A 20,567-nucleotide genomic window follows, 5' to 3' on the forward strand; every position below is an offset into this window, starting at 1 on the left:
TTTAGTATGAAACGGTTTTTTACATTGTTAGCTATATATTGTTGTGCTTCTTCTTGTACAACTGATGCTTATTTTGAAGAAAATAAAGAGATAGCAAATAGATCTTGGAATTACAATCAAATACCTTCATTTGATATTAAAATTAATGATAAGACTGCCAAATATGATGTATTCATCAACTTAAGACATACTAATCTTTATGATTTTTCGAATATATATGTTCTTCTTCATGAGAAAGGAAATAGTTTAATAGATACTGCATATCGTAAAGAAATTAAACTCGCAGAACTAGACGGAAAATGGACAGGTAAATTATCAGGCTCTTTATATGAAATTCAATATTTAGCTAAATCTGATTTTGTGTTTCCCGATACTGGAACATACACCTTTGGTCTAGAACAAAACATGCGCGTAAACCCATTACTTGAGGTTGCTGATGTCGGCATCAAAATCATTAAAAAATGATAATTCTACTGCGTTGGATACTACTACCTTTTACACTTATTTATCATAGTATAATTTGGCTGAGGAATCTTCTCTACGACAAAAAAATACTTAAAAGCAAGTCTTTCAAAACACCTATCATTGTAATTGGAAACCTTGCTATTGGTGGAACAGGCAAAAGTCCACTTACAGAATACCTCATAAGACTCTTAAAGGATAAGTATAAAATAGCTACGCTAAGTCGAGGATATGGTCGCAAAACAAAAGGTTTTAGGTATGTTGATCTAAATTCTACAGCATTAGAAGTAGGGGATGAACCTCTACAGTTCAAATCAAAGTTTCCTGAAATAACTGTTGCTATTCAAGAGGATCGTTGTGCGGGAATTGAACAACTGCAAGATGATCATGAAGTTATTATTCTGGATGATGCATATCAGCATCGAAAATTGAATCCTGGATTTTCTATTCTCTTGTTTGATTTCAACTCTTTAATGAAACCTATTCTTACGCTTCCCACTGGTGATTTCCGGGATGTTTTTTCTTCGACCAAAAGAGCAGATCTTATCATTATCACAAAATGTCCAGAACACATCACAAGCAAGCAGAAAGAACATATAGAACATTTGATTAGAAAATATAATACTGCTCCAATTTTCTACACCAAGATCGCTTATGATACCCCATTAGATCCACAAGGAGAGTATTTAAAAGATAAACTTGAAAACAAAGAAATTGTTCTTTTTTGTGGCATAGCTAATCCAAAACCTTTGGTGGAATACCTTATCAATAAAGGTAATACCGTCAAACTGGTAAAATTTTCGGATCATTACAATTTTAAAACAACTGATTTTGATAGAATTAAGACAGAATTCGACGCATTATCTTCTTCTAATAAAATAATTCTTACGACAGAGAAAGATATGCAACGCACCGACACAAGCTATTTTAATAACTATCCGTTATATTATATCCCAATTCATTTGCAATCTGCGGATCACCAACAAATCACTTTCGATCATTTTATTGAGAACTACATTTCTCAAAATTTAAATTAAACTATTGTTTCATGCTTGCGTCTAAGGTCTATTATAAACTTAACATCAACAAAATTTTTGAACTTATGAAAAGCATTATTACAGTTTTAGCATTAGTATTAAGCCTCGGACTTGCTAATGCACAACAAGGTGGTCAACGTAAACAACGAAGCCCTGAAGAAATAGCCAAAATGCAAGTAGAGCGTTTGACCAAAGAACTTAATCTCTCAAAAACACAACAAGATTCAATTCACAAATACATTTTGAGTTCCTCCACTGAGCAACAAAAGCTTTTTAAAGATAACGCTGTTAATTCTGGCAATCGTGAGGCTTACATGAAATCATTTCAAGCATTACGTGAGAAACAGAATGTTAAGATTAAAACTTTCTTAAACGAAGAACAAATAAAAAAATATGATGAGCTGGCTAAACAACGAGGTCCAAGATCAGGAGGTCAAAGAGGCCAAAGTCCCAATAATTCCAATAACTAGTTTAGTATATCTATCAATATTAAAAAGGGCTTATTTCGTGGAAATAAGCCCTTTTTTGTTAAAACATGTTAAATTGTAACAGAACAGATACAATAAACACAACATTTCACCCCTTTGACAGTTATAGTAGTGAATGAATTAATAATTGAGTATACACATAAATTTTAAATGCTATGAGAAAATTAATTTTAACAGGTCTGAGCTTTTTATTCGCAATTACATTAACATTTGCACAAGACGTAAATCCTGAAACAAAAGCAAAACAAAAAGTTGATGAATTGACACAGGTATTGACATTAAATGAAGATCAACAAGCGGCTATATTTACTATCGTGTTGGAGAAAGTAAATGCGAAACAAGCTATTAAATCAGATACGACGTTGACAGCCGATGTTGCAAAACAACAAATTGACGCTACAAAAGCAGCTGCACATCAAAAGATTTCGGAACAATTGAATGATGATCAAAAAATTGCTTTTGCTAAGTACCTCGAAGATCAACAAGGTAAAAAAGAAGAGGAGCAAGGACAACAACAGGAAGAGAATAACGAAGAAGGAAACAATTAAAAACTCCCAATAATTTATTGCTATTTAGAATATCAATAATTTTTATTAATTACCCAAAAAGGCGGAAAATAAATTTCCGCCTTTTCTTTGTCACTAAATATAAAGCACTTTCTAAGAAGTTTTTAATTTCTTCTGAATGTCTTGGACATAAGTCTTGAACTTCTTGTCCGTTTCTATCAAATCCTCTACAGTTTGACAAGCATAGATAACAGTGGAGTGATCACGTCCCCCAAAGAAATTACCTATCGTCTTAAGCGAAGATTTAGTGTGATTCTTTGCTAAGTACATCGAGATTTGACGCGCTTGTACAATTTCACGCTTACGCACCTTAGATTTAACCATCTCTACTGGAACTTCAAAATACTCACAAACTAATTTCTGGATGTATTCCATCGAAATTTCTTTATGTGTATTTTTCACAAAGTTCTTCAGCATAGATTTAGCGAGGTTCAAATCTATCTCTTTTTTGTTCAATGTAGATTGTGCTAACAACGATACCATCGCACCTTCTAATTCACGTACGCTGTTATCAATTTGTGTTGCTACATATTCTACTACAGCCTCTGGTAACTCAATACCATCAGAGTACATTTTCTTTTTCAAGATTGCCATTCTTGTTTCCAAATCAGGAACTTGAATATCGGCAGATAATCCCCATTTAAAACGGCTCAATAAGCGCTCCTCTAATCCTGATAAATCCTTTGGCGCTTTGTCCGAAGTAAGGATAATCTGCTTACCAGACTGGTGCAAATGATTGAAAATGTGAAAGAAAATATCTTGTGTTTTTTCCTTACCAGCAAAGTTGTGTACGTCATCCATAATAATAACGTCCATAGCTTGATAAAAGTTCACAAAATCATTGATTGTATTATTTTTCAATGAATCTACGAATTGCTGACAAAATTTTTCACAAGAGACATAGATGACTAATTTGTCTGGCAAATTTTTCTTAATCTCATTACCGATAGCTTGAGCTAAGTGCGTTTTACCTAAACCTACATCACCATATAGCATTAATGGGTTAAAAGAAGTTCCTCCCGGCTTATTCGCTACTGCGTATCCTGCTGAACGAGCCAGACGGTTACACTCACCCTCAACAAAATTCTCAAATGTGTAATTTTGATTTAATTGTGGATCTACTTGTAGTTTCTTAAGTCCTGGAATGACAAAAGGGTTCTTTATATTTTTGTTTAATGCTACAGGGACAGGTATAGACTGCTTCTTACCTTCGGCACCATTTCCATTAGATGGTAGATTAGTAGTATAAGGCGTATTGGCAGATGACTTCTCTACTACAATATTATACTCCAATCTTCCTTGTTCACCTAAAAATTTCTTCACCGTCTTACGTAAGATACCTACGTAATGCTCCTCCAACCACTCGTAAAAAAATAAACTAGGCACTTGAATAGTTAAAACGTTTTCCTCCAATCGAACCGCTTTCACAGGCTCGAACCATGTCTTAAAACTTTGCGCAGGAATGTTGTCTTTAATCACTTGAAGACAATTATTCCAAACACTTGTATACGTTTTTTCCATTCTTAAATTGTTAATAACTTGATAACCAATTATTGATAAAAAAATTGTTTATAACTTTCCCTTTCAACGAAGATGACAAAAATTTTCGACCTAAAAAAGTGAAAGTATAAAAAAAATACACTTCATTGATATTCAATTAATTAAATGATTTTTAAGTAATCAAAGGCTTATGTTTTGATGTCAAATCAAACTTTTCCACACTACTTTCATAACGTCAATATACATTAGAAATCAAAGTAATTCTTACGGTTTATTTATTGGTCTGTGGAAAACTTTCTACACCTAAATTAAGTAATATTTTTCATAATATTAAAACAAAAAGAGCCACAAATTTTGTGGCTCTTCAATTATATTTTTATGACTAAGCTATTATCCTACTTGAGATTGCGTAGGAAGTGTTTTAACCAATTTTTTGCACTCTTCAAAAATTCCTTTGGCATCGTAATTACAAATACGCCAAAGTTCAGATTGCTCGCCATGTTCGACAATTTCATCAGGTATTCCTAATCGAATAACTTGAGCTGAGTAATTATTTTTTGCCATAAATTCTAAAACAGCTGACCCGAAACCTCCTGGCAAGACACCATCCTCGACCGTGATGACTTTACTGAATTTTTGAAATACCTCATGTAACAAATCTTCGTCAATTGGTTTAACAAAACGTATATCGTAATGCGCAGGATAAATTCCTTCTGTATTCAATTCAATTATAGCTTTACTAGCTTCATTACCTATATGACCTAGTGTTATTATAGCCACTTCTTCGCCATCAACTAATTTTCTACCTTTTCCGATAGGCAACGCTTTAAATCGACGCTTCCAATCTGGCATTACTCCATTTCCCCTAGGATATCGGATCACAAAAGGTCCCATATCATCCAATTGTGAAGTATACATCATATTACGTAGTTCTTCCTCATTCATTGGCGCTGCAATAGTCAAATTTGGAACACAACGCATAAACGCTACATCATAAGCACCATGGTGTGTAGGACCATCTGCACCTACCAACCCTGCACGATCCAAACAAAATACGACATTCAAATTCTGTAATGCTACATCATGTATCACTTGGTCATATGCTCGTTGCATAAAAGAAGAATAAATATTACAAAATGGCACTAATCCTTGTGTCGCTAACCCTGCACTGAACGTCACAGCGTGTTGCTCTGCTATACCGACATCAAAAGCGCGGTCCGGCATAGCTTTCATCATGATATTCATTGAAGATCCACTAGGCATAGCTGGTGTTATTCCCATGATCTTATTATTAGCTTCAGCTAGCTCTACTAAAGTATGACCAAATACATCTTGGTACTTTGGCGGTTGTGGCCTTTCGTATACAGTTTTCTTGATTTCTCCTGTTATTTTATCAAATAGACCTGGAGCATGCCACTTTGTTTGATCTTTCTCTGCAAGTGAATATCCTTTACCCTTTACAGTAACCACATGTAAAAGCTTAGGCCCACTTATATTTTTTAAATCTTCTAATGTCTTCGCTAATTTATTTACATCATGTCCATCGACAGGACCAAAGTATCTAAAATTTAAAGACTCAAAGAGATTTGCATTTTTGAGCAACGTACCTTTTATGCTTTGTTCTATTTTTTTAGCCCATCCGTAAGCATCTGGGCCATTTTTGGAAATTTTAGCTAGAATAGAAATTAATTCATCTCTGAATTTATTGTAGCTTTTCGAAGTGGTAATACTTGTCAAATATTCTTTTAATGCCCCCACATTCGGGTCAATAGACATACAATTGTCATTCAAAATAACCAACAAGTTGGATTTCTCAATACCAGCATGATTCAATGCTTCGAAAGCCATACCTCCAGTCAAAGCTCCGTCTCCTATGATAGCGACATGCTGTCTATCTGTTTCGCCTTTATACGCAGATGCAACAGCCATACCTAACGCAGCAGATATAGAAGTAGAAGAATGACCTACGCCGAAAGCGTCATATTCACTTTCTCCACGTTTTGGAAAACCCGAAATACCACCTAATATTCTATTCGTATGGAATTGTTCGCGACGACCTGTCAATATTTTGTGACCATAGGCTTGGTGACCAACGTCAAATACGATCTGATCATAAGGCGTATTCAACGTATAATGAAGAGCTACTGTCAGCTCTACGACACCCAAGCTTGCCGCAAAATGACCACCGTTGACAGAAACTATATCAATAATGAACTGTCTGAGCTCTTTACAAACCTCTTCTAAATCCGATTCTTTAAGCTTTCGCAAATCCGAAGGATAAAGAATGTTTTTTAAAAGTGCTCCTGCTTCTATTTGCATACCTTAAAATAAGTTTGAAAACAAGTTACAAAGTAACAAATTTATTCCTTTAACTATCGTATATATATACAAAAAACTAGTCCCAAAGTTTTAGTTTCACGTTAAAAAGAAATATTATTACTAAATGCGTATTTTTGATTCATTATATGGAAGCCACAAATTACGAAATAAAGCTAGATCAATTCGAGGGTCCTTTTGACTTATTATTGTTTTTTATTGAACGTGATGAGCTTAATATCCACGATATTCCTATATCAAAGATTACCGATGATTTCTTGGATTACATCCAAAAGATGCATTCCCTTAATATTGAATTAGCTTCGGAGTTTATCTTTGTCGCATCTACTTTGATGCGTATTAAAGCCAAAATGTTGCTTCCTCGTCCTGATTTGGACGAAAATGAAAATGAAGTTGACCTAAAAGAACAATTAGTTCAAAAACTTATCCTTTACAAACAATTCAAGGATGTTTGTGTGGATTTAAAAGAATTAGAAGCAAATAGAGAGAAGTTACATCAACGTGCAAACATTGCTTTTGATCTAAAACATACCAAAAGACAAATATCAGAGGAAGAATTAGCTTCTTTTGATTTGTATAAATTGATGATGGTATACGAAAAAATGATGTATCATTTTACACATCGCGTCGTTCCTGTCACACACACCGTAGTTAAGTTTCCTTACACCATAGAGAAACAAAAAGATGCACTTTCTGCACTATTGGATTTAAATAAGAAATTAGACTTCCAAATAATCTTAAAAAACTCAGAAAATAAAGTTCAGTTTGTGTTCAATTTCTTAGCAATATTGGAAATGCTACAACAAAAGCTCTTAGAAATCGAAGTAGGTTTGGGGTACAACAATTTTGAAGTAGCCGCAAAAAATCCCAATGCAATTGAGGAATCTATGGTAGAAGAAGAATAGTTATTTATTTTTCTTTCAAATCATCCAATACATCTTTTAAATATTTATACCGTTCGCTGTAATCTATAGTCGGAAGATTTCGTGTAGCTTCAAAACCTAACTTTAACACCTTTGTAGATCTATTGGCAAAAGAAGAAGTAAGTACCTCAATAGTTGTTTCTTCCAAAAAACCATCGACTATACCGTATTCTTTAGCTTTTTCAGCAACAAAATATTCAGTATGTAGACACAGTTGTAAAGCTTGCTTTTCTGACATTACTTTCAATAGACTTGCCATCACTTGAAAAGGAAATAAACCTATCTCCAGCTCTGGTAGTTTGAACTGCACATCTCGTTTACAAAAAACATATGTACAACCCAATACTATTAAAAATCCACCTGCAATTACATTTCCCTCAATTATGGCAATAGAAGGCTTTAATAAACTATCAAAGACTTCACCTAACGAAATAATTTTATTGGTGATATTAGGATTGATTTCATCTAGTGTAGGATTTTCAAAAGTTTTTAAATCCATTCCTGCACAAAAAATAGGTCCTTCTGCTTTAATAACGACAATTTTTATTTGATTATCATCATTCGCCTCTTGAAAAGCATGATAAATCTCATTGACCATTGTCGGCGTAAACGCATTTCTTTTAGCAGGTCTAGCCAATGTCAAGACAAACTGATGTTCTTTTTTCTCTACCTTAATATATTTGTACATAGATTTTAACTTATCATTTCGAAAAAACTAATTTTTAATCTATTAATATCCATAGAGTTACTTTTATCGAATCTTTCTAATAACATTTCAGTGGGAATATTACCTACTAATTCATCTTTCGCAAATGGGCAACCCCCATAACCTAAAAAAGCCCCCTCAAAACGTCTACATCCACCATCGTAAGCAGCATTTATTTTATCCATAGTTTCATTTGGGTTACTATGAAGATGCGCACTTAAATTCAAGTTAGGAAATTCTTTGTATAAATTTTTGAATAATGATTTGATCAATTTGGGAGTAGCTTCACTTGTTGTATCCGCAATTGAAAATCTATTTATACCCAAATTTTTAATTTTATGTATCCAAGTTAACACCAATTCTTCATTCCAAGCATCACCATAAGGATTCCCAAATGCCATAGATATATAAACAACGAGCTCTTGTTTTCCAGCTATTGCATCTATTATCGACTTTACTGTATCAAAAGATTCATCTATTGAAGAATTAGTATTTCTTTTCTGAAAAGTTTCTGATATCGAAAAAGGATAACCTAAATAATCAATCTCAGCATACTTTTTTGCATACACAGCACCCTTTTTATTGGCTATAATTGCCAGTAACTTTGTATTATTAACCTTTTCTATACCTTGAACTACATAACCTGTATCTTCCATCTGCGGAACGGCTTTTGGGGACACAAATGACCCGAAATCTATATATTCAAATAGATTACTTTTTATTAAATTATTAATATGTGCAATTTTCTTCTCAGGACGTATTAGAACTGTTCTACTTTGAATTGCATCTCGAGGACAGTCTATTATTGAAATATTATCAAACATCCTTTTTTATTTCTCGTGAAATCACCATTTTTTGAATAGCACTTGTACCTTCTCCTATGGTACACAGCTTAGCATCTCTAAAATATTTTTCGGCAGGATAATCTTTTGTAAAACCATATCCACCATGAATCTGCACAGATTGATTAGCTACTTCTACTGCGACTTCCGAAGCATAAAGTTTAGCCATCGCACTCTCTTTCGTAACTTTCTGATTGTTATCTTTCAAATAACCTGCCTGTCTAATTAAAAGCTCCGAAGCTTCAATTTTTGTAGCCATATCCGCTATTGTAAAAGATACATCTTGAAAATCATATATCTTTTGATTGAACTGTTCACGCTCATTCGCATAGCGCAAGGCACATTCGTATGCTCCACGTGCAATACCTAAGGACAAAGCTGCAATAGAAATTCGCCCGCCATCTAACAGTTTCAAAGCTTGAACAAACCCATTGCCGACTTCACCGATAACTTGGTCTTTGTGTACCCGACAATTATCAAAAAACAAAAATGCGGTCTCTGAAGCGCGCATTCCCAATTTATCCATTTTCTGACCAGAAGTAAAACCTTCTGTACCTTTTTCTATAATAAAAGCTGACATGCCGTGTTTATCTCCCCTTTCTCCAGTACGTACCATCACTACTGCTACATCTCCACTGATCGCATGAGTTATAAATGTTTTAGAACCATTGATCACCCAATAATCTCCGTCTTTAACCCCGACAGTTGTCATACCACCAGCATCTGATCCAGAACTAGTTTCTGTCAATCCCCACGCACCAATCCATTCTCCTGAGGCCAGCTTTGGCAAATATTTTTTCTTTTGTCTCTCATTCGCAAAGGATAAAATATGATTTGTACATAAAGAATTATGCGCTGCAACGGAAAGCCCTATAGAACCACACACTTTAGATATTTCATCCAGAATTGTAATATATTCTTGATAAGATAGTCCAGCACCTCCATATTCTTCTGGAACTAGTATTCCCATAAAACCATATTCACCCATTTTATGAAATAAGTCAATTGGAAAATGTTGCCTTTCGTCCCAATCCATTACATAAGGCTTGATATGGGTTTTTGCAAACTCTCTAGCACTATCGCGTACTAAAGCTAATTGCTCTGTCTCATAATTCGTGTACATCGTGAATTTTACCTAAGTTTATATATAGCTAATTACTGATATTATAAATATCGTAAAAAACATATTAATTTTTATCATATTTATAATATTAAATATGATAAACAACTGTAAATTTTTATTTTAATAAAAATAACGTATGCAAAAACTATTAGACATATTAAAAGAAAAACGCGAAAAACTTCATCTAGGTGGCGGAATTACTAAAATTCAAAAGCATAAAGAAAAAGGAAAGATGACGGCTTGGGAACGTGTAATCTACCTTTTGGATGAAGATTCGTCTTATGTAGAAATAGGAGCTTTTGCAGGAGATAATATGTATGCAGAGCATGGAGGATGTCCAAATGCAGGTGTTGTTGTTGTTTTGGGGTATATCAAAGGAAAATTATCTGTCGTAGTATCCAATGATGCGACAGTAAAAGCTGGAGCTTGGTTTCCAATTTCGGGCAAGAAAAATCTCCGAGCGCAGGAAATAGCTATGGATAATCACTTGCCTATCATCTACTTAGTGGATTCTGCTGGTGTTTACTTACCAATGCAGGAAGAAATTTTTCCAGACAAAGAACATTTTGGACGAATTTTTAGAAATAATGCAAAAATGTCAGCGATGGGTATTCCGCAGATTGCAGCCATCATGGGTTCTTGTGTAGCTGGCGGAGCTTATTTACCCATTATGTCCGATTATGCATTGATAGTTGAAGGAACAGGTTCTGTGTTCTTAGCAGGTTCTTATTTGGTTAAATCTTCTATTGGCGAAGTCATTGATAACGAAACTTTAGGAGGTGCGACGACACATACAGAAATTTCTGGAGTAGTAGATAACAAGTATCCCGACGATGAATCATGTTTGGATGCCATCAAAAATATAGTAGATAAAATAGGTGCGAATCCTCAAGCTGGATTTTCAAGAATTGAAGCTAAATTACCCAAATTAGCAGCTGAGACCATCTATCAAAATTTACCCCAAGACAGATTGAAGCCTTATAATATGCTTCAAATTTTGGAAGCCATCGTAGATGAAGGCTCATTGGAAGAATACAAAAAAGATTATGGTAAGACATTGATTTCTGCTTTAGCACGTATTGATGGATGGGCTGTAGGAATAGTCGCTAATCAGCGAGAGATTGTGAAAGCGAACAAACCTGGTGGAACGCAGGAAATGCAAATGGGAGGGGTAATCTATTCGGATTCGGCGGATAAAGCAGCTCGTTTTATTATGAACTGCAACCAACAAAAAATTCCATTGGTGTTTTTCCAAGATGTCACAGGATTTATGGTCGGCTCGCGTTCTGAACATGGCGGAATAATTAAAGATGGTGCAAAAATGGTGAATGCAATGGCAAATTCGGTTGTTCCAAAATTTACATTTATTATAGGTAATAGCTACGGAGCAGGTAATTATGCAATGTGTGGTAAAGCCTATGACCCACGATTAATCTATGCTTGGCCAACAGCACAAATGGCTGTAATGAGTGGTGCTTCTGCCGGAAAAACTTTATTACAAATACAAGAAGCTACTTTGAAAGTTAAAGGAGTTACCTTGTCTGAGGAAGAAAAACAAATCTTATTAAAAGAAATTGAAGATAAATACAACGAGCAATTAAGTCCATATTACGCTGCAGCTCGACTTTGGGTAGATGGCGTCATTGACCCAAAAAAAACGCGTAAAATCATCTCAATGGGAATAGAAGCCGCTAATCATAACGCTGATATTCCGAGATATAATGTGGGTGTGATACAAACTTAAGGTTGTAGCAATTTATTTTTATCATACGTTATATGATTAAACTTACAATTATGATAAGGTTAGCAATATTTTTATTTACACTTCTTGTAATGATATCTTGCAAGAAAAATTCCAATACTATACAAGAATTAGAAATTGGTATTTATAAAGGAACATTTACTGTTGATTACGATGGTAAAAAACAATCGGCATCTGATATTGAAGTTGTTTTCAATATTGATAATACGTATACATCTACAGGTAATAGAAATCCAAGAGTACCAGCAGGAGGAAGTGGAACTTATATTATAAAGGATAATACTGTACTATTTGATGATAAAAATCCTTGGACTACAGAATTCGATCCAGGACTTGTCTTAAATGGTGAATATTTTAGTACCTATAAAGACAAAAAATTGATTTTAAAAAAGACTATAAAGTATAATAATTCTAGAACAATTTATGAATATAATTTAACCAAACAATAAATTATATAAAACAAAATACTCTTCCAAACATTCAGGATTACGCATAATATCTTTGGAGACTGCTTTTTCTAAAGAAACTCCTGAAAAAATCTTTTTAACTGGTATTTCTAACTTCTTACCGCTCAATGTATAAGGAATGTCTTGTACTTGAAAAATAGAATCCGGTACATGTCGTGGACTATATTGCTTTCTTAAATTAGCCTTTATCTTGGTTTGGATTTCTTCATCTAATTTTAAATTGTCTTCAAATTGTACAAACAACAACATTTTAGAAGAACCATCCTTCTCATCTGTTGTAATCACTAAAGAATCTTTAACCTCGCCCAATTCATTCACAGTATTATAAATCTCGGCTGTTCCGATACGCACACCTCCACGATTCAATGTAGCATCCGAACGACCATAAATTAGTATTCCTTCTTCACGAGTTATTTTAATCCAATCCCCATGTGCCCAAACATTCGGAAATTTTTCAAAATAACTTTCTCTGTACTTATCATTACGAGCATCATTCAAAAAATAAACAGGCATAGAAGGCATAGGCTGCTTTATAATCAATTCGCCTACTTCATCCATTACTTCTATTCCTTCTTCATTATAAGCCACTATATCGGCACCTAAAGTCTTACATTGCAATTGACCAGAATACACAGTCAACATCGCATTTCCTGATAAAAAAGCAGAACAAACATCTGTACCACCACTCAAGGAAATAATATGCACATTAGGAAATTTAGCTTGCAAGACTTCAAAAGTAGAAGCGGGTAGAGGAGAACCTGTAGAACCAATGACTTTAGGTTGGCAATCCTTGATGTCCAAATGCTCAATTGATTTAAAATAAACAGCTCCTGCACCTAAATGATGAACTTGAGCTTGCTTAAGGAAATTCCAAAATGTCTGATGGTTGTTGTGATTAATTATGCCATCAAAAAGGCATAGTGTCGCTCCACAAAGTAACGATGACAATGCGTAATTCCACATCATCCAACCAGTAGTCGAATACCATAAGAAGTTTTCTCCAGCTTGTACATTTTGATGTAAAGACAAGGCTTTATAATGCTCTAACAGATTTCCTCCCGTACTATGCGTAATAGCCTTTGGTTTTCCTGTCGTTCCCGAAGAATACAAAATCCAAATTGGATGTGAAAAAGGTACTCGAACGAATTCTAAGGGTTTGGGAGCATAATTATCCAATACCGTATTCCACATAGTATCATTCAGATTAATAACCTCTTGCAAAGTTATTAACCTACTTACCAACATATAAAAAGTCTCCCTTTTAGAGAACTTCTTATCATTGTATTGATATTCGGTTTCGATAAAAAGTAATTTAGGTTCGATTTGTTCGAATCTTTCTATAATAGCTTTATCCCCAAAATCTGGAGAACAACAAGACCAAATAGCCCCTAAGGAATTGACAGCTAAAAAAATAGCAATTGTTTCTATCCGATTATTTAATACACCAACAACTCTGTCACCCTTTTGAATACCCTTGTCTACTAAATATTGCTGGATTTTACTGACTTTTTCTTGTAATTCCTTCCAACAAATTTCTTGATAATCTTCGTATTCGGATTGAAATTTTATAGCAATTCCATTTTCCTTATAAGATTTGAAAATATGTTCAGCATAAGAAAGCTCTATTCCTTCAAACCATTTCGCTCCAATAAAATTTTCTGCAGTATTCCAATATAAAACTTTATTACAATTTCCAGAATAGGATACCTGGAAATAATCTAGAATAGATTGCCAAAATTGTTCTAAATGATTAATAGACCACAAGTGAAATTCCTGATAATTAATAAATTGTAACTTAAATTTACTTTCAATATATTGCTGAAAAGCATACAAACTAGAAGATTCTGTATACTCCTGTGATGGAATCCACAAAGGTGTCGACATGCGTTTATAAATTGGTACACCTAAATATACAAAAAAGGTCATTGCTACTCACAATGACCTTTCTGATATCTTAAATTATTAGCTTACTTTTTAAAAGCATTCCAGCCTTGTGCCTTAATTTCATGCACATGACCAGATTTTGAAATCATTTCTTTTCCTGCAGAAGGCTCTGTTATATAACCAATTACAGAAATATCCAACTGACCTTTAATTTTATCGTAGTCTGCTTGCGGAATAGTAAACAACAATTCATAATCCTCACCACCACTCAATGCGCAAACAGTAGGATCTAAACCAAATTCACGAGCTGTCTCATAAGTCATTGGATCCAAAGGAATTTTTTCCTCATACAATTTACAACCTACATTTGAAGCGTTACAAATATGTAAGATTTCAGAAGCCAAACCATCCGATACATCAATCATTGATGTAGGTTTAATATCTAAAAAACTCAATAATTCCACTACATCTTTACGTGCATCAGGCTTTAATTGACGCTCTACGATATAGTCTTTTCCTTCTAGATCGGGTTGAATATTAGGGTTTTCTAAAAATATATTCTTCTCCCTTTCTAATAATTGCAAACCAACATATGCTCCACCTAAATCACCAGAAACACATAATAAATCACCTTCTTTAGCTCCTGAACGATAAGTTACTTTTGATTCTTCAGCATATCCAATACTGGTAACCGAAATAACTAAACCTTGAGCTGAAGCTGAAGTATCACCACCGACTAAATCAACACCGTATTTTTTACAAGCAATTAAAGCACCTTCGTAGATTTCTTCAACAGCTTCTAAAGGAAATTTGGATGAAAGTCCAATAGAAAAAGTGATTTGCGAAGCAATACCATTCATCGCATAGATATCCGACAAATTAACTTGTACTGCCTTGTAACCCAAGTGTTTAAGCGGTACATAACGCAAATCAAAATGAATATTTTCTAACAATAAATCCGTAGAAATCAAGGTCTTATATCCTGAAAAATCCATTACTGCAGCATCATCACCAATTCCTTTATTTGTAGATTCTTGTGTTAATTCTACTGCTTGCGTCAGGTGTTTGATTAATCCAAATTCACCTAATTCATTTATATCTGTTTTATCTATATTATCAAACATATTCACATTTTTTCCACAACAAAGATACGTATTAATCTTATCTTGGATAATAGGGCTAAAAATAGGGCAAATGTAAAAATGCCCCATTTTCTGAAATATTTTATTGTATGTTCCATGGAAAACTTAATTTTTCATGTGAAACATGAGTTTTTTATAATCCTAAACGTGCTGAAATTTCCAACATTCTTTCAATCGGTTTTTGTGCTCTATTGATTACATCTTCTGGAAGAATTATTTCTGGTTGATCGTATTTCAAACAGTTGTATAATTTCTCCAATGTATTCAATTTCATATGTGGACAATCGTTGCAAGCACAAGCATTATTCGGCGGAGCAGGAATAAATGTTTTGTGTGGACTAGCTTTTTGCATTTGATGTAAAATGCCAGATTCTGTTGCCACAATATAGGTAGAAGCCTCATCTCCAATCGTATATTTCAACATTCCCGAAGTCGATCCGATGTAATCAGCCTCAGCCAAAATATGTTCTTCACATTCAGGATGTGCAATAAATTTGGCTCCAGGATTTTCAGCACGTAAATTTTCAATTTTTTCACGTGAAAAAATCTCGTGAACCATACATGCACCATTCCAAAGCACTAAATCGCGACCTGTTTTCTTCTTCACATAGTCACCAAGATTACGATCTGGACCAAAAATTATCTTTTGATCAACTGGAAGTGACTCGACAATCTGCACTGCGTTGCTCGAAGTACACACAATATCCGATAAAGCTTTCAATTCTGCCGTACAATTCACATACGTAATCACCAAATGATCAGGGTATTGCTCTTTAAATTTTGCAAAAAGGTGTGGCGGACAAGAATCCGACAACGAACAACCTGCTTTCAAATCTGGAAGCAACACTTTTTTTGATGGCGAAAGAATTTTTGCTGTTTCTGCCATAAAATGCACACCTGCAAACACAATAACATCAGCATCTGTCTTAGCAGCTTGCTGCGAAAGTCCCAGACTATCACCGATATAGTCTGCTAAATCTTGAATTTCAGCATCCTGATAATAGTGTGCAAGAATTACAGCATTTTTTTCTTTTTTCAAACGTTGAATTTCTTGAACTAAATCCAAACTTGGATCCACAGGAACATCAATGAAGCCTTTTGCTTCTAAATCTCTTTCGTATGTGTTATTCATTCTCTCTTCTGTAATTGGGTTAATCTGTTTGACTAATCAACTTCACAAAAGTAAACAAAGAAATTCAAACGAAATTCACATTCCTTTTTTTCAATAAATAATAATCTTTTTTATATAAGAGAATCTTATTGTTTATTAGTCTGTGGAAAATGGGGATAACTGTTTTATTTTAATTTTGTTTTTGAGTTATTTGATTCTTTTCCACAATTTATCCACACTTTTTAATTGCTTTAGTACTGATTTTCAATTATGTGATTTTTCTGCTTTTTTAATTTCCATATTTTTATGTGAATTACTCGTTGTTAAAATATTGTTAATATATCGTCAACTTTTCCATACTTGTCACGTGAAACATGTGTGAAATTATAAGTGATTGTGGAATAATAAATAGTTTTAAAATTTAATTCACGTTTTGTTTACACGTTATCCACATTATTTGTTAATTTGTTTCAATTTTAAGCTTGAAATAGGTTTATGTCGGATAAAAAAGTAGATTTTTTGGTTGTTGGTTCGGGTATAGCAGGTTTAAGTTTTGCTTTGAAGGCTGCGAATGTTGGTAAAGTGTTAATATTGACAAAATCTAACGAAGATGAGTCCAATACAAAGTATGCTCAAGGAGGTGTGGCAGTCGTTACAGATGAGGCAGATAGCTTCGAAAATCACATACAAGATACCTTAGTTGCTGGAGATGGGTTGTGTAATCCACAGGTTGTGGAAAACGTCATAAAAGAAGGACCAGATCGTATAGCAGAATTGATTGCTTATGGTATTTCTTTCGACAAAGAAGATTCTGGAGAATATGATTTAGCCAAAGAGGGGGGGCATTCTGCACATCGGATTTTGCACTATAAAGATATCACAGGTTATGAAATTGAGCGTGCTCTATTAGAAAAAGTACATCAAAATACTAATATTGAAATACTTACACATTATTTTGCTGTTGATTTGATAACTCAACATCATTTAGGTGTTCATGTGGACAAAAAATCGACAGATATTGAATGTTATGGCGTTTATGTTTTGAACACTCATACAGGAAAAGTTGAGAAATTTTTGTCCAAAATAACCTTAATAGCAACAGGTGGGGCTGGACATGTATATTCGAGTACGACGAATCCTACAATTGCTACTGGTGACGGTATTGCGATGGTGTATCGTGCAAAGGGAAAAGTGCGTAATATGGAATTTATACAATTCCATCCGACCGCATTATACAATCCAAGTGAATATCCAGCTTTTCTAATTTCTGAAGCTGTACGTGGTTTTGGTGGTATTTTACGGCGTGCAAATGGGGAATCTTTTATGCAGGAATATGATTCACGTGAATCATTAGCTCCTCGTGATATAGTGGCACGTGCGATAGATGCAGAAATGAAAAAATCAGGGCTTGATTATGTTTATTTAGATATTACACATAAGTCTAAGGATGAATTACTTACACATTTTCCTAATATTTATGAAAAATGTCTATCTATCGGTATAGATATGACAAAGGATTTTATACCAGTAACTCCAGCAGCACATTATTTGTGTGGTGGTATTATGGTAGATGAGTATGGTGCAAGTAGCATTAATAATTTGTACGCATGTGGAGAATGCTCTTCTACGGGACTTCATGGTGCTAATCGCTTAGCTTCCAATTCTTTACTTGAAGCTGCCGTTTATGCACATCGTATTTTTTTAAGTGCTAAAGATAAATTTAATTTAATTTCTTTTAAAGAAAATATTCCAAATTGGGATGATTCCAATACAAAATTGTTGAATGAAGATATTTTAGTTACCCATAATCTTCGTGAAACACAGAAATTTATGTCGGATTATGTCGGTATCGTTCGTTCTGATTTTCGTTTGGAACGTGCTATGCGAAGACTAGGTTTCTTGTATGAAGAGACGGAATCTTTTTATAAAAATACTAAGCTTTCAGTCAAACTTTGTGAATTACGAAATGTTATTCAAGTAGCTTATTTGGTTGTGAAATCTGCAATGAATCGAAAGGAGAGTAGGGGATTGCATTATACAACGGATTTTCCAGATCATGCGAAAGTTTTAGAAGATACAATTTTATAAATATGGCTACTATACTACCCGTTAAAGAATCATTTCCATTTATAGATGAAGATACTTTTGTAGCGCCCAATTGTACTATTGTAGGCGATGTTACTATTGGTCATCATTGTTCAATATGGTTTAATGCTGTAGTGAGAGGGGATGTAAATTATATTAAAATAGGAAACTATAGCAATATACAAGATAATGTGACTATTCACGGTACATATTTAAAAAATGGTACTGACATCGGCAATTACGTAAATATTGGCCATAATGCGATTGTACACGGCTGTATTATAGAGGATTATGTATTAATAGGAATGGGGGCTATTGTTATGGATAAGGCTGTTATTCAATCAAAGGTAATTATAGCTGCAGGAGCTGTTGTTTTGGAGAATACTTTCTGTGAATCAGGGTATTTGTATGCTGGTGTACCCGCAAAAAAAATAAAGCCACTTACTGATGGGCAAATGGCTTTATTAGAAAATCTTCCACACAATTATGTGCTATATTCGAGTTGGTTTACAGATCATAAATAGAAAATTTATTCGAATTTTGGCGTAATATTTTCAGTTTGTTCCCAATTGGCACGTATGGTAAATGGTTTATCCATATACCAAATGGGTTCTGCTTGTATTTTTTTGTAAACATCAACACCATCCCATCTTCTATTATTGTTTAAATCTTTTATAACTCGAAGAATATATTTACCTCCTGGAAATTTTGAATAATTTAATTGATTAGCATTAGTCAAATATTTACTATCAATTACCTTTTCCATTTTATCATCCATCAATTGAACAATATAATTCACATTGCTATCTAGTGAGTTAATAATAAATTTGATATCTCCGAAATTATCGGTTTCATCTAATGTAAATGTAGTTTTTAATTCTTTGTTAAAATCATTAAAAACTGAAATAATAGCTTTTTCCTCTAATATAAGTTCATAATTTCGCTTTGGTCTCCAATTAAAACGTATATGATATAAATTTGATTCAATAGAGTCTTTTTGTAATTGAAAATTACGTCTTGATAGACTATCTTCTTTTAATATTAGTTTTTCCTTATCAATATTAGCAATCGGGAAGTCAGATGTAATCGTAATATGATTAATCTTATCTACTTTGTTGCTTATATTTAAAATTGGTTTTAATTCTCTATCGTATTTATCATTCTTCCCTCTTCGAAGTAATGTTGTATCTAATACTTTATTCTTATCGCTAATTTCTAATTTTATAGAATCAAATTCTAGCTTTGGAAGTAAAACATGGAGTGAATCATTTGTTAATGCATATTTATAGATAGCTTCACTCTGAAGATTTGCAGGAAAGATAATACGTACAGAAGGAGAGTCTAAAGGCTGATTAAATTTTATAGCAATTCTACCGTCCTTTTGAATTCTTCGTTCGCTAACTCTAAATTCTTTAGGTTTTCCTTTTGAATATTCTATATTTATATCTTTTACATCTGATTTAAGGACAATAGAATCAGCGAAAAAACCTATTAGTTCATCTGGATTATTATATATTCTATCATTATTTTCTTCTTTTAAAGCATAAATTCTATATGTATCTTCTCTTAAATTTTTAAGAATAAAATTTCCTGAACTATCTACATTTGTAAAAATATTAGCTTTTTTGTTTCCAAATATACTGTCTTGTCTAGTTGGAATTAGTAAAACCCGTACTGATAAATCTTGTTTGGGATCAAATGTTTTAGTATATGCATTCTTAACTGTTCCAGATATAGATAGAGAATCTAATTCGGGCCCAGTAGCAAAAACGTAGTTATAATTTACAATAGGATTGCCCTCATTAAAATCAACTAAACCTTTACCAAAATTTATAGTGTAAGTCGTATTTTCTTCTAAAGTATCAGGCAATGTTATAATTAGATTTTTCTTTTTGACCTTATAATCAGGTTGTTTATCTATATCAGGAGAAATACTAAATTCTTTCTGAAAATTGTTTAGCTTAATAAATTCATCAAACTGTAATTCTATTTGTTTAGCTTTAAAATTTCTTGTAAAATTAGCAGGTAATTCTACCAATAATTTAGGCGGAATCGAATCTTTCGGCCCTCCAGTCGGAGTTTGCATATTTGCACAGCCAATACATGTTAGCGATATAAGGAGAGTAATTATT

18 protein-coding genes are annotated in these 20,567 nt (G+C 33.5%); 9 read left to right on the top strand and 9 right to left on the bottom strand.

What is annotated here, in order from left to right:
- The first annotated feature begins 6 nt into the window (after positions 1–6).
- The 4 genes from GOQ17_RS09895 to GOQ17_RS09910 all read left to right on the top strand — a co-directional run bounded on the left by GOQ17_RS09895 (position 7) and on the right by GOQ17_RS09910 (position 2,535).
- Positions 7–465, top strand: a complete 459-nt coding sequence (locus GOQ17_RS09895) for a gliding motility lipoprotein GldH (protein WP_159637194.1) — start codon at positions 7–9, stop codon at positions 463–465.
- Positions 462–1,499 (top strand): tetraacyldisaccharide 4'-kinase, encoded by a 1,038-nt coding sequence (lpxK, locus tag GOQ17_RS09900; protein WP_236537116.1) that lies wholly within the window; start codon positions 462–464, stop codon positions 1,497–1,499. Before GOQ17_RS09895 ends, lpxK begins: the two co-directional genes overlap by 4 nt.
- A gap of 65 nt (positions 1,500–1,564) precedes the next feature.
- Positions 1,565–1,969 (top strand): DUF4890 domain-containing protein, encoded by a 405-nt coding sequence (locus GOQ17_RS09905; protein WP_159637195.1) that lies wholly within the window; start codon positions 1,565–1,567, stop codon positions 1,967–1,969.
- Between the two features lie 173 nt (positions 1,970–2,142).
- Positions 2,143–2,535, top strand: coding sequence for a hypothetical protein (locus GOQ17_RS09910; RefSeq protein WP_159637196.1), 393 nt, complete (start codon positions 2,143–2,145; stop codon positions 2,533–2,535).
- A gap of 111 nt (positions 2,536–2,646) precedes the next feature.
- Here the strand turns inward: GOQ17_RS09910 and dnaA are convergent, their stop codons facing one another.
- Together dnaA and dxs are read right to left on the bottom strand one after the other, a co-directional pair.
- The gene (gene dnaA / locus GOQ17_RS09915) at positions 2,647–4,074 is read right to left on the bottom strand and encodes a chromosomal replication initiator protein DnaA (protein WP_159637197.1); all 1,428 of its coding nucleotides are present in this window, start codon (positions 4,072–4,074) and stop codon (positions 2,647–2,649) included.
- Positions 4,075–4,443: 369 nt separating this feature from the next.
- Positions 4,444–6,372 carry a 1-deoxy-D-xylulose-5-phosphate synthase gene (dxs, locus tag GOQ17_RS09920; RefSeq protein ID WP_159637198.1) on the bottom strand — a complete coding sequence of 643 codons (1,929 nt, stop codon included), beginning with the start codon at positions 6,370–6,372 and terminating at the stop codon, positions 4,444–4,446.
- Positions 6,373–6,518: 146 nt separating this feature from the next.
- Here dxs and GOQ17_RS09925 point away from each other — a divergent pair, with 146 nt between their 5' ends.
- Positions 6,519–7,295 carry a segregation and condensation protein A gene (locus tag GOQ17_RS09925; RefSeq protein ID WP_159637200.1) on the top strand — a complete coding sequence of 259 codons (777 nt, stop codon included), beginning with the start codon at positions 6,519–6,521 and terminating at the stop codon, positions 7,293–7,295.
- 4 nt (positions 7,296–7,299) lie between these two features.
- Here the strand turns inward: GOQ17_RS09925 and GOQ17_RS09930 are convergent, their stop codons facing one another.
- The 3 genes from GOQ17_RS09930 to GOQ17_RS09940 are packed head-to-tail and all read right to left on the bottom strand — an operon-like array spanning position 7,300 to position 9,984.
- Entirely contained in the window at positions 7,300–8,001 is a 702-nt protein-coding gene (locus tag GOQ17_RS09930) for an enoyl-CoA hydratase/isomerase family protein (RefSeq protein WP_159637201.1), read from the bottom strand.
- Between the two features lie 5 nt (positions 8,002–8,006).
- Positions 8,007–8,843 carry a hydroxymethylglutaryl-CoA lyase-like TIM-barrel protein gene (locus tag GOQ17_RS09935; RefSeq protein WP_159637202.1) on the bottom strand — a complete coding sequence of 279 codons (837 nt, stop codon included), beginning with the start codon at positions 8,841–8,843 and terminating at the stop codon, positions 8,007–8,009.
- Positions 8,836–9,984: an acyl-CoA dehydrogenase family protein gene (locus tag GOQ17_RS09940; RefSeq protein ID WP_159637203.1), complete on the bottom strand. Its 1,149-nt coding sequence runs from the start codon at positions 9,982–9,984 to the stop codon at positions 8,836–8,838. Before GOQ17_RS09940 ends, GOQ17_RS09935 begins: the two co-directional genes overlap by 8 nt.
- A gap of 136 nt (positions 9,985–10,120) precedes the next feature.
- Between GOQ17_RS09940 and GOQ17_RS09945 the strand changes: the two genes are divergently transcribed.
- Entirely contained in the window at positions 10,121–11,728 is a 1,608-nt protein-coding gene (locus GOQ17_RS09945; protein ID WP_159637204.1) for an acyl-CoA carboxylase subunit beta, read from the top strand.
- A 50-nt stretch (positions 11,729–11,778) separates the two neighbouring features.
- Entirely contained in the window at positions 11,779–12,195 is a 417-nt protein-coding gene (locus tag GOQ17_RS09950) for a hypothetical protein (RefSeq protein WP_159637206.1), read from the top strand.
- Here the strand turns inward: GOQ17_RS09950 and GOQ17_RS09955 are convergent.
- The 3 genes from GOQ17_RS09955 to nadA form a co-directional block, all read right to left on the bottom strand.
- Positions 12,181–14,139 (bottom strand): acetoacetate--CoA ligase, encoded by a 1,959-nt coding sequence (locus GOQ17_RS09955; protein WP_236537117.1) that lies wholly within the window; start codon positions 14,137–14,139, stop codon positions 12,181–12,183. The genes GOQ17_RS09950 and GOQ17_RS09955 overlap by 15 nt on opposite strands.
- A 41-nt stretch (positions 14,140–14,180) precedes the next feature.
- A complete protein-coding gene (gene thiL, locus GOQ17_RS09960) occupies positions 14,181–15,221 on the bottom strand; it encodes a thiamine-phosphate kinase (protein WP_159637208.1) in 1,041 nt (346 codons plus the stop codon).
- Positions 15,222–15,372: 151 nt separating this feature from the next.
- The gene (gene nadA, locus GOQ17_RS09965) at positions 15,373–16,371 is read right to left on the bottom strand and encodes a quinolinate synthase NadA (protein WP_159637209.1); all 999 of its coding nucleotides are present in this window, start codon (positions 16,369–16,371) and stop codon (positions 15,373–15,375) included.
- 474 nt (positions 16,372–16,845) lie between these two features.
- Here nadA and nadB point away from each other — a divergent pair, with 474 nt between their 5' ends.
- Entirely contained in the window at positions 16,846–18,438 is a 1,593-nt protein-coding gene (gene nadB, locus GOQ17_RS09970; protein WP_159637210.1) for an L-aspartate oxidase, read from the top strand.
- Between the two features lie 2 nt (positions 18,439–18,440).
- On the top strand, positions 18,441–18,959 hold the full coding sequence (locus tag GOQ17_RS09975) for a gamma carbonic anhydrase family protein (protein WP_159637211.1): 519 nt from the start codon (positions 18,441–18,443) through the stop codon (positions 18,957–18,959).
- A 5-nt stretch (positions 18,960–18,964) separates the two neighbouring features.
- Here GOQ17_RS09975 and GOQ17_RS09980 read toward each other — a convergent pair whose 3' ends face one another.
- Positions 18,965–20,521, bottom strand: coding sequence for an Ig-like domain-containing domain (locus GOQ17_RS09980; protein ID WP_236537118.1), 1,557 nt, complete (start codon positions 20,519–20,521; stop codon positions 18,965–18,967).
- Between the last annotated feature and the right edge of the window lie 46 nt (positions 20,522–20,567).

The organism is Sphingobacterium composti, from assembly GCF_009829075.1.
Classification (GTDB): Bacteria; Bacteroidota; Bacteroidia; order Sphingobacteriales; family Sphingobacteriaceae; genus Sphingobacterium; species Sphingobacterium composti.

Bases quoted from the DNA above. Each gene is read 5' to 3' on its own strand.
- GOQ17_RS09895 (WP_159637194.1), top strand. From the start codon at position 7: ATGAAACGGTTTTTTACATTGTTAGCTATATATTGTTGTGCTTCTTCT.
- lpxK (WP_236537116.1), top strand. From the start codon at position 462: ATGATAATTCTACTGCGTTGGATACTACTACCTTTTACACTTATTTAT.
- GOQ17_RS09905 (WP_159637195.1), top strand. From the start codon at position 1,565: ATGAAAAGCATTATTACAGTTTTAGCATTAGTATTAAGCCTCGGACTT.
- GOQ17_RS09910 (WP_159637196.1), top strand. From the start codon at position 2,143: ATGAGAAAATTAATTTTAACAGGTCTGAGCTTTTTATTCGCAATTACA.
- dnaA (WP_159637197.1), bottom strand. From the start codon at position 4,074: ATGGAAAAAACGTATACAAGTGTTTGGAATAATTGTCTTCAAGTGATT.
- dxs (WP_159637198.1), bottom strand. From the start codon at position 6,372: ATGCAAATAGAAGCAGGAGCACTTTTAAAAAACATTCTTTATCCTTCG.
- GOQ17_RS09925 (WP_159637200.1), top strand. From the start codon at position 6,519: ATGGAAGCCACAAATTACGAAATAAAGCTAGATCAATTCGAGGGTCCT.
- GOQ17_RS09930 (WP_159637201.1), bottom strand. From the start codon at position 8,001: ATGTACAAATATATTAAGGTAGAGAAAAAAGAACATCAGTTTGTCTTG.
- GOQ17_RS09935 (WP_159637202.1), bottom strand. From the start codon at position 8,843: ATGTTTGATAATATTTCAATAATAGACTGTCCTCGAGATGCAATTCAA.
- GOQ17_RS09940 (WP_159637203.1), bottom strand. From the start codon at position 9,984: ATGTACACGAATTATGAGACAGAGCAATTAGCTTTAGTACGCGATAGT.
- GOQ17_RS09945 (WP_159637204.1), top strand. From the start codon at position 10,121: ATGCAAAAACTATTAGACATATTAAAAGAAAAACGCGAAAAACTTCAT.
- GOQ17_RS09950 (WP_159637206.1), top strand. From the start codon at position 11,779: ATGATAAGGTTAGCAATATTTTTATTTACACTTCTTGTAATGATATCT.
- GOQ17_RS09955 (WP_236537117.1), bottom strand. From the start codon at position 14,139: ATGACCTTTTTTGTATATTTAGGTGTACCAATTTATAAACGCATGTCG.
- thiL (WP_159637208.1), bottom strand. From the start codon at position 15,221: ATGTTTGATAATATAGATAAAACAGATATAAATGAATTAGGTGAATTT.
- nadA (WP_159637209.1), bottom strand. From the start codon at position 16,371: ATGAATAACACATACGAAAGAGATTTAGAAGCAAAAGGCTTCATTGAT.
- nadB (WP_159637210.1), top strand. From the start codon at position 16,846: ATGTCGGATAAAAAAGTAGATTTTTTGGTTGTTGGTTCGGGTATAGCA.
- GOQ17_RS09975 (WP_159637211.1), top strand. From the start codon at position 18,441: ATGGCTACTATACTACCCGTTAAAGAATCATTTCCATTTATAGATGAA.
- GOQ17_RS09980 (WP_236537118.1), bottom strand. From the start codon at position 20,521: ATGCAAACTCCGACTGGAGGGCCGAAAGATTCGATTCCGCCTAAATTA.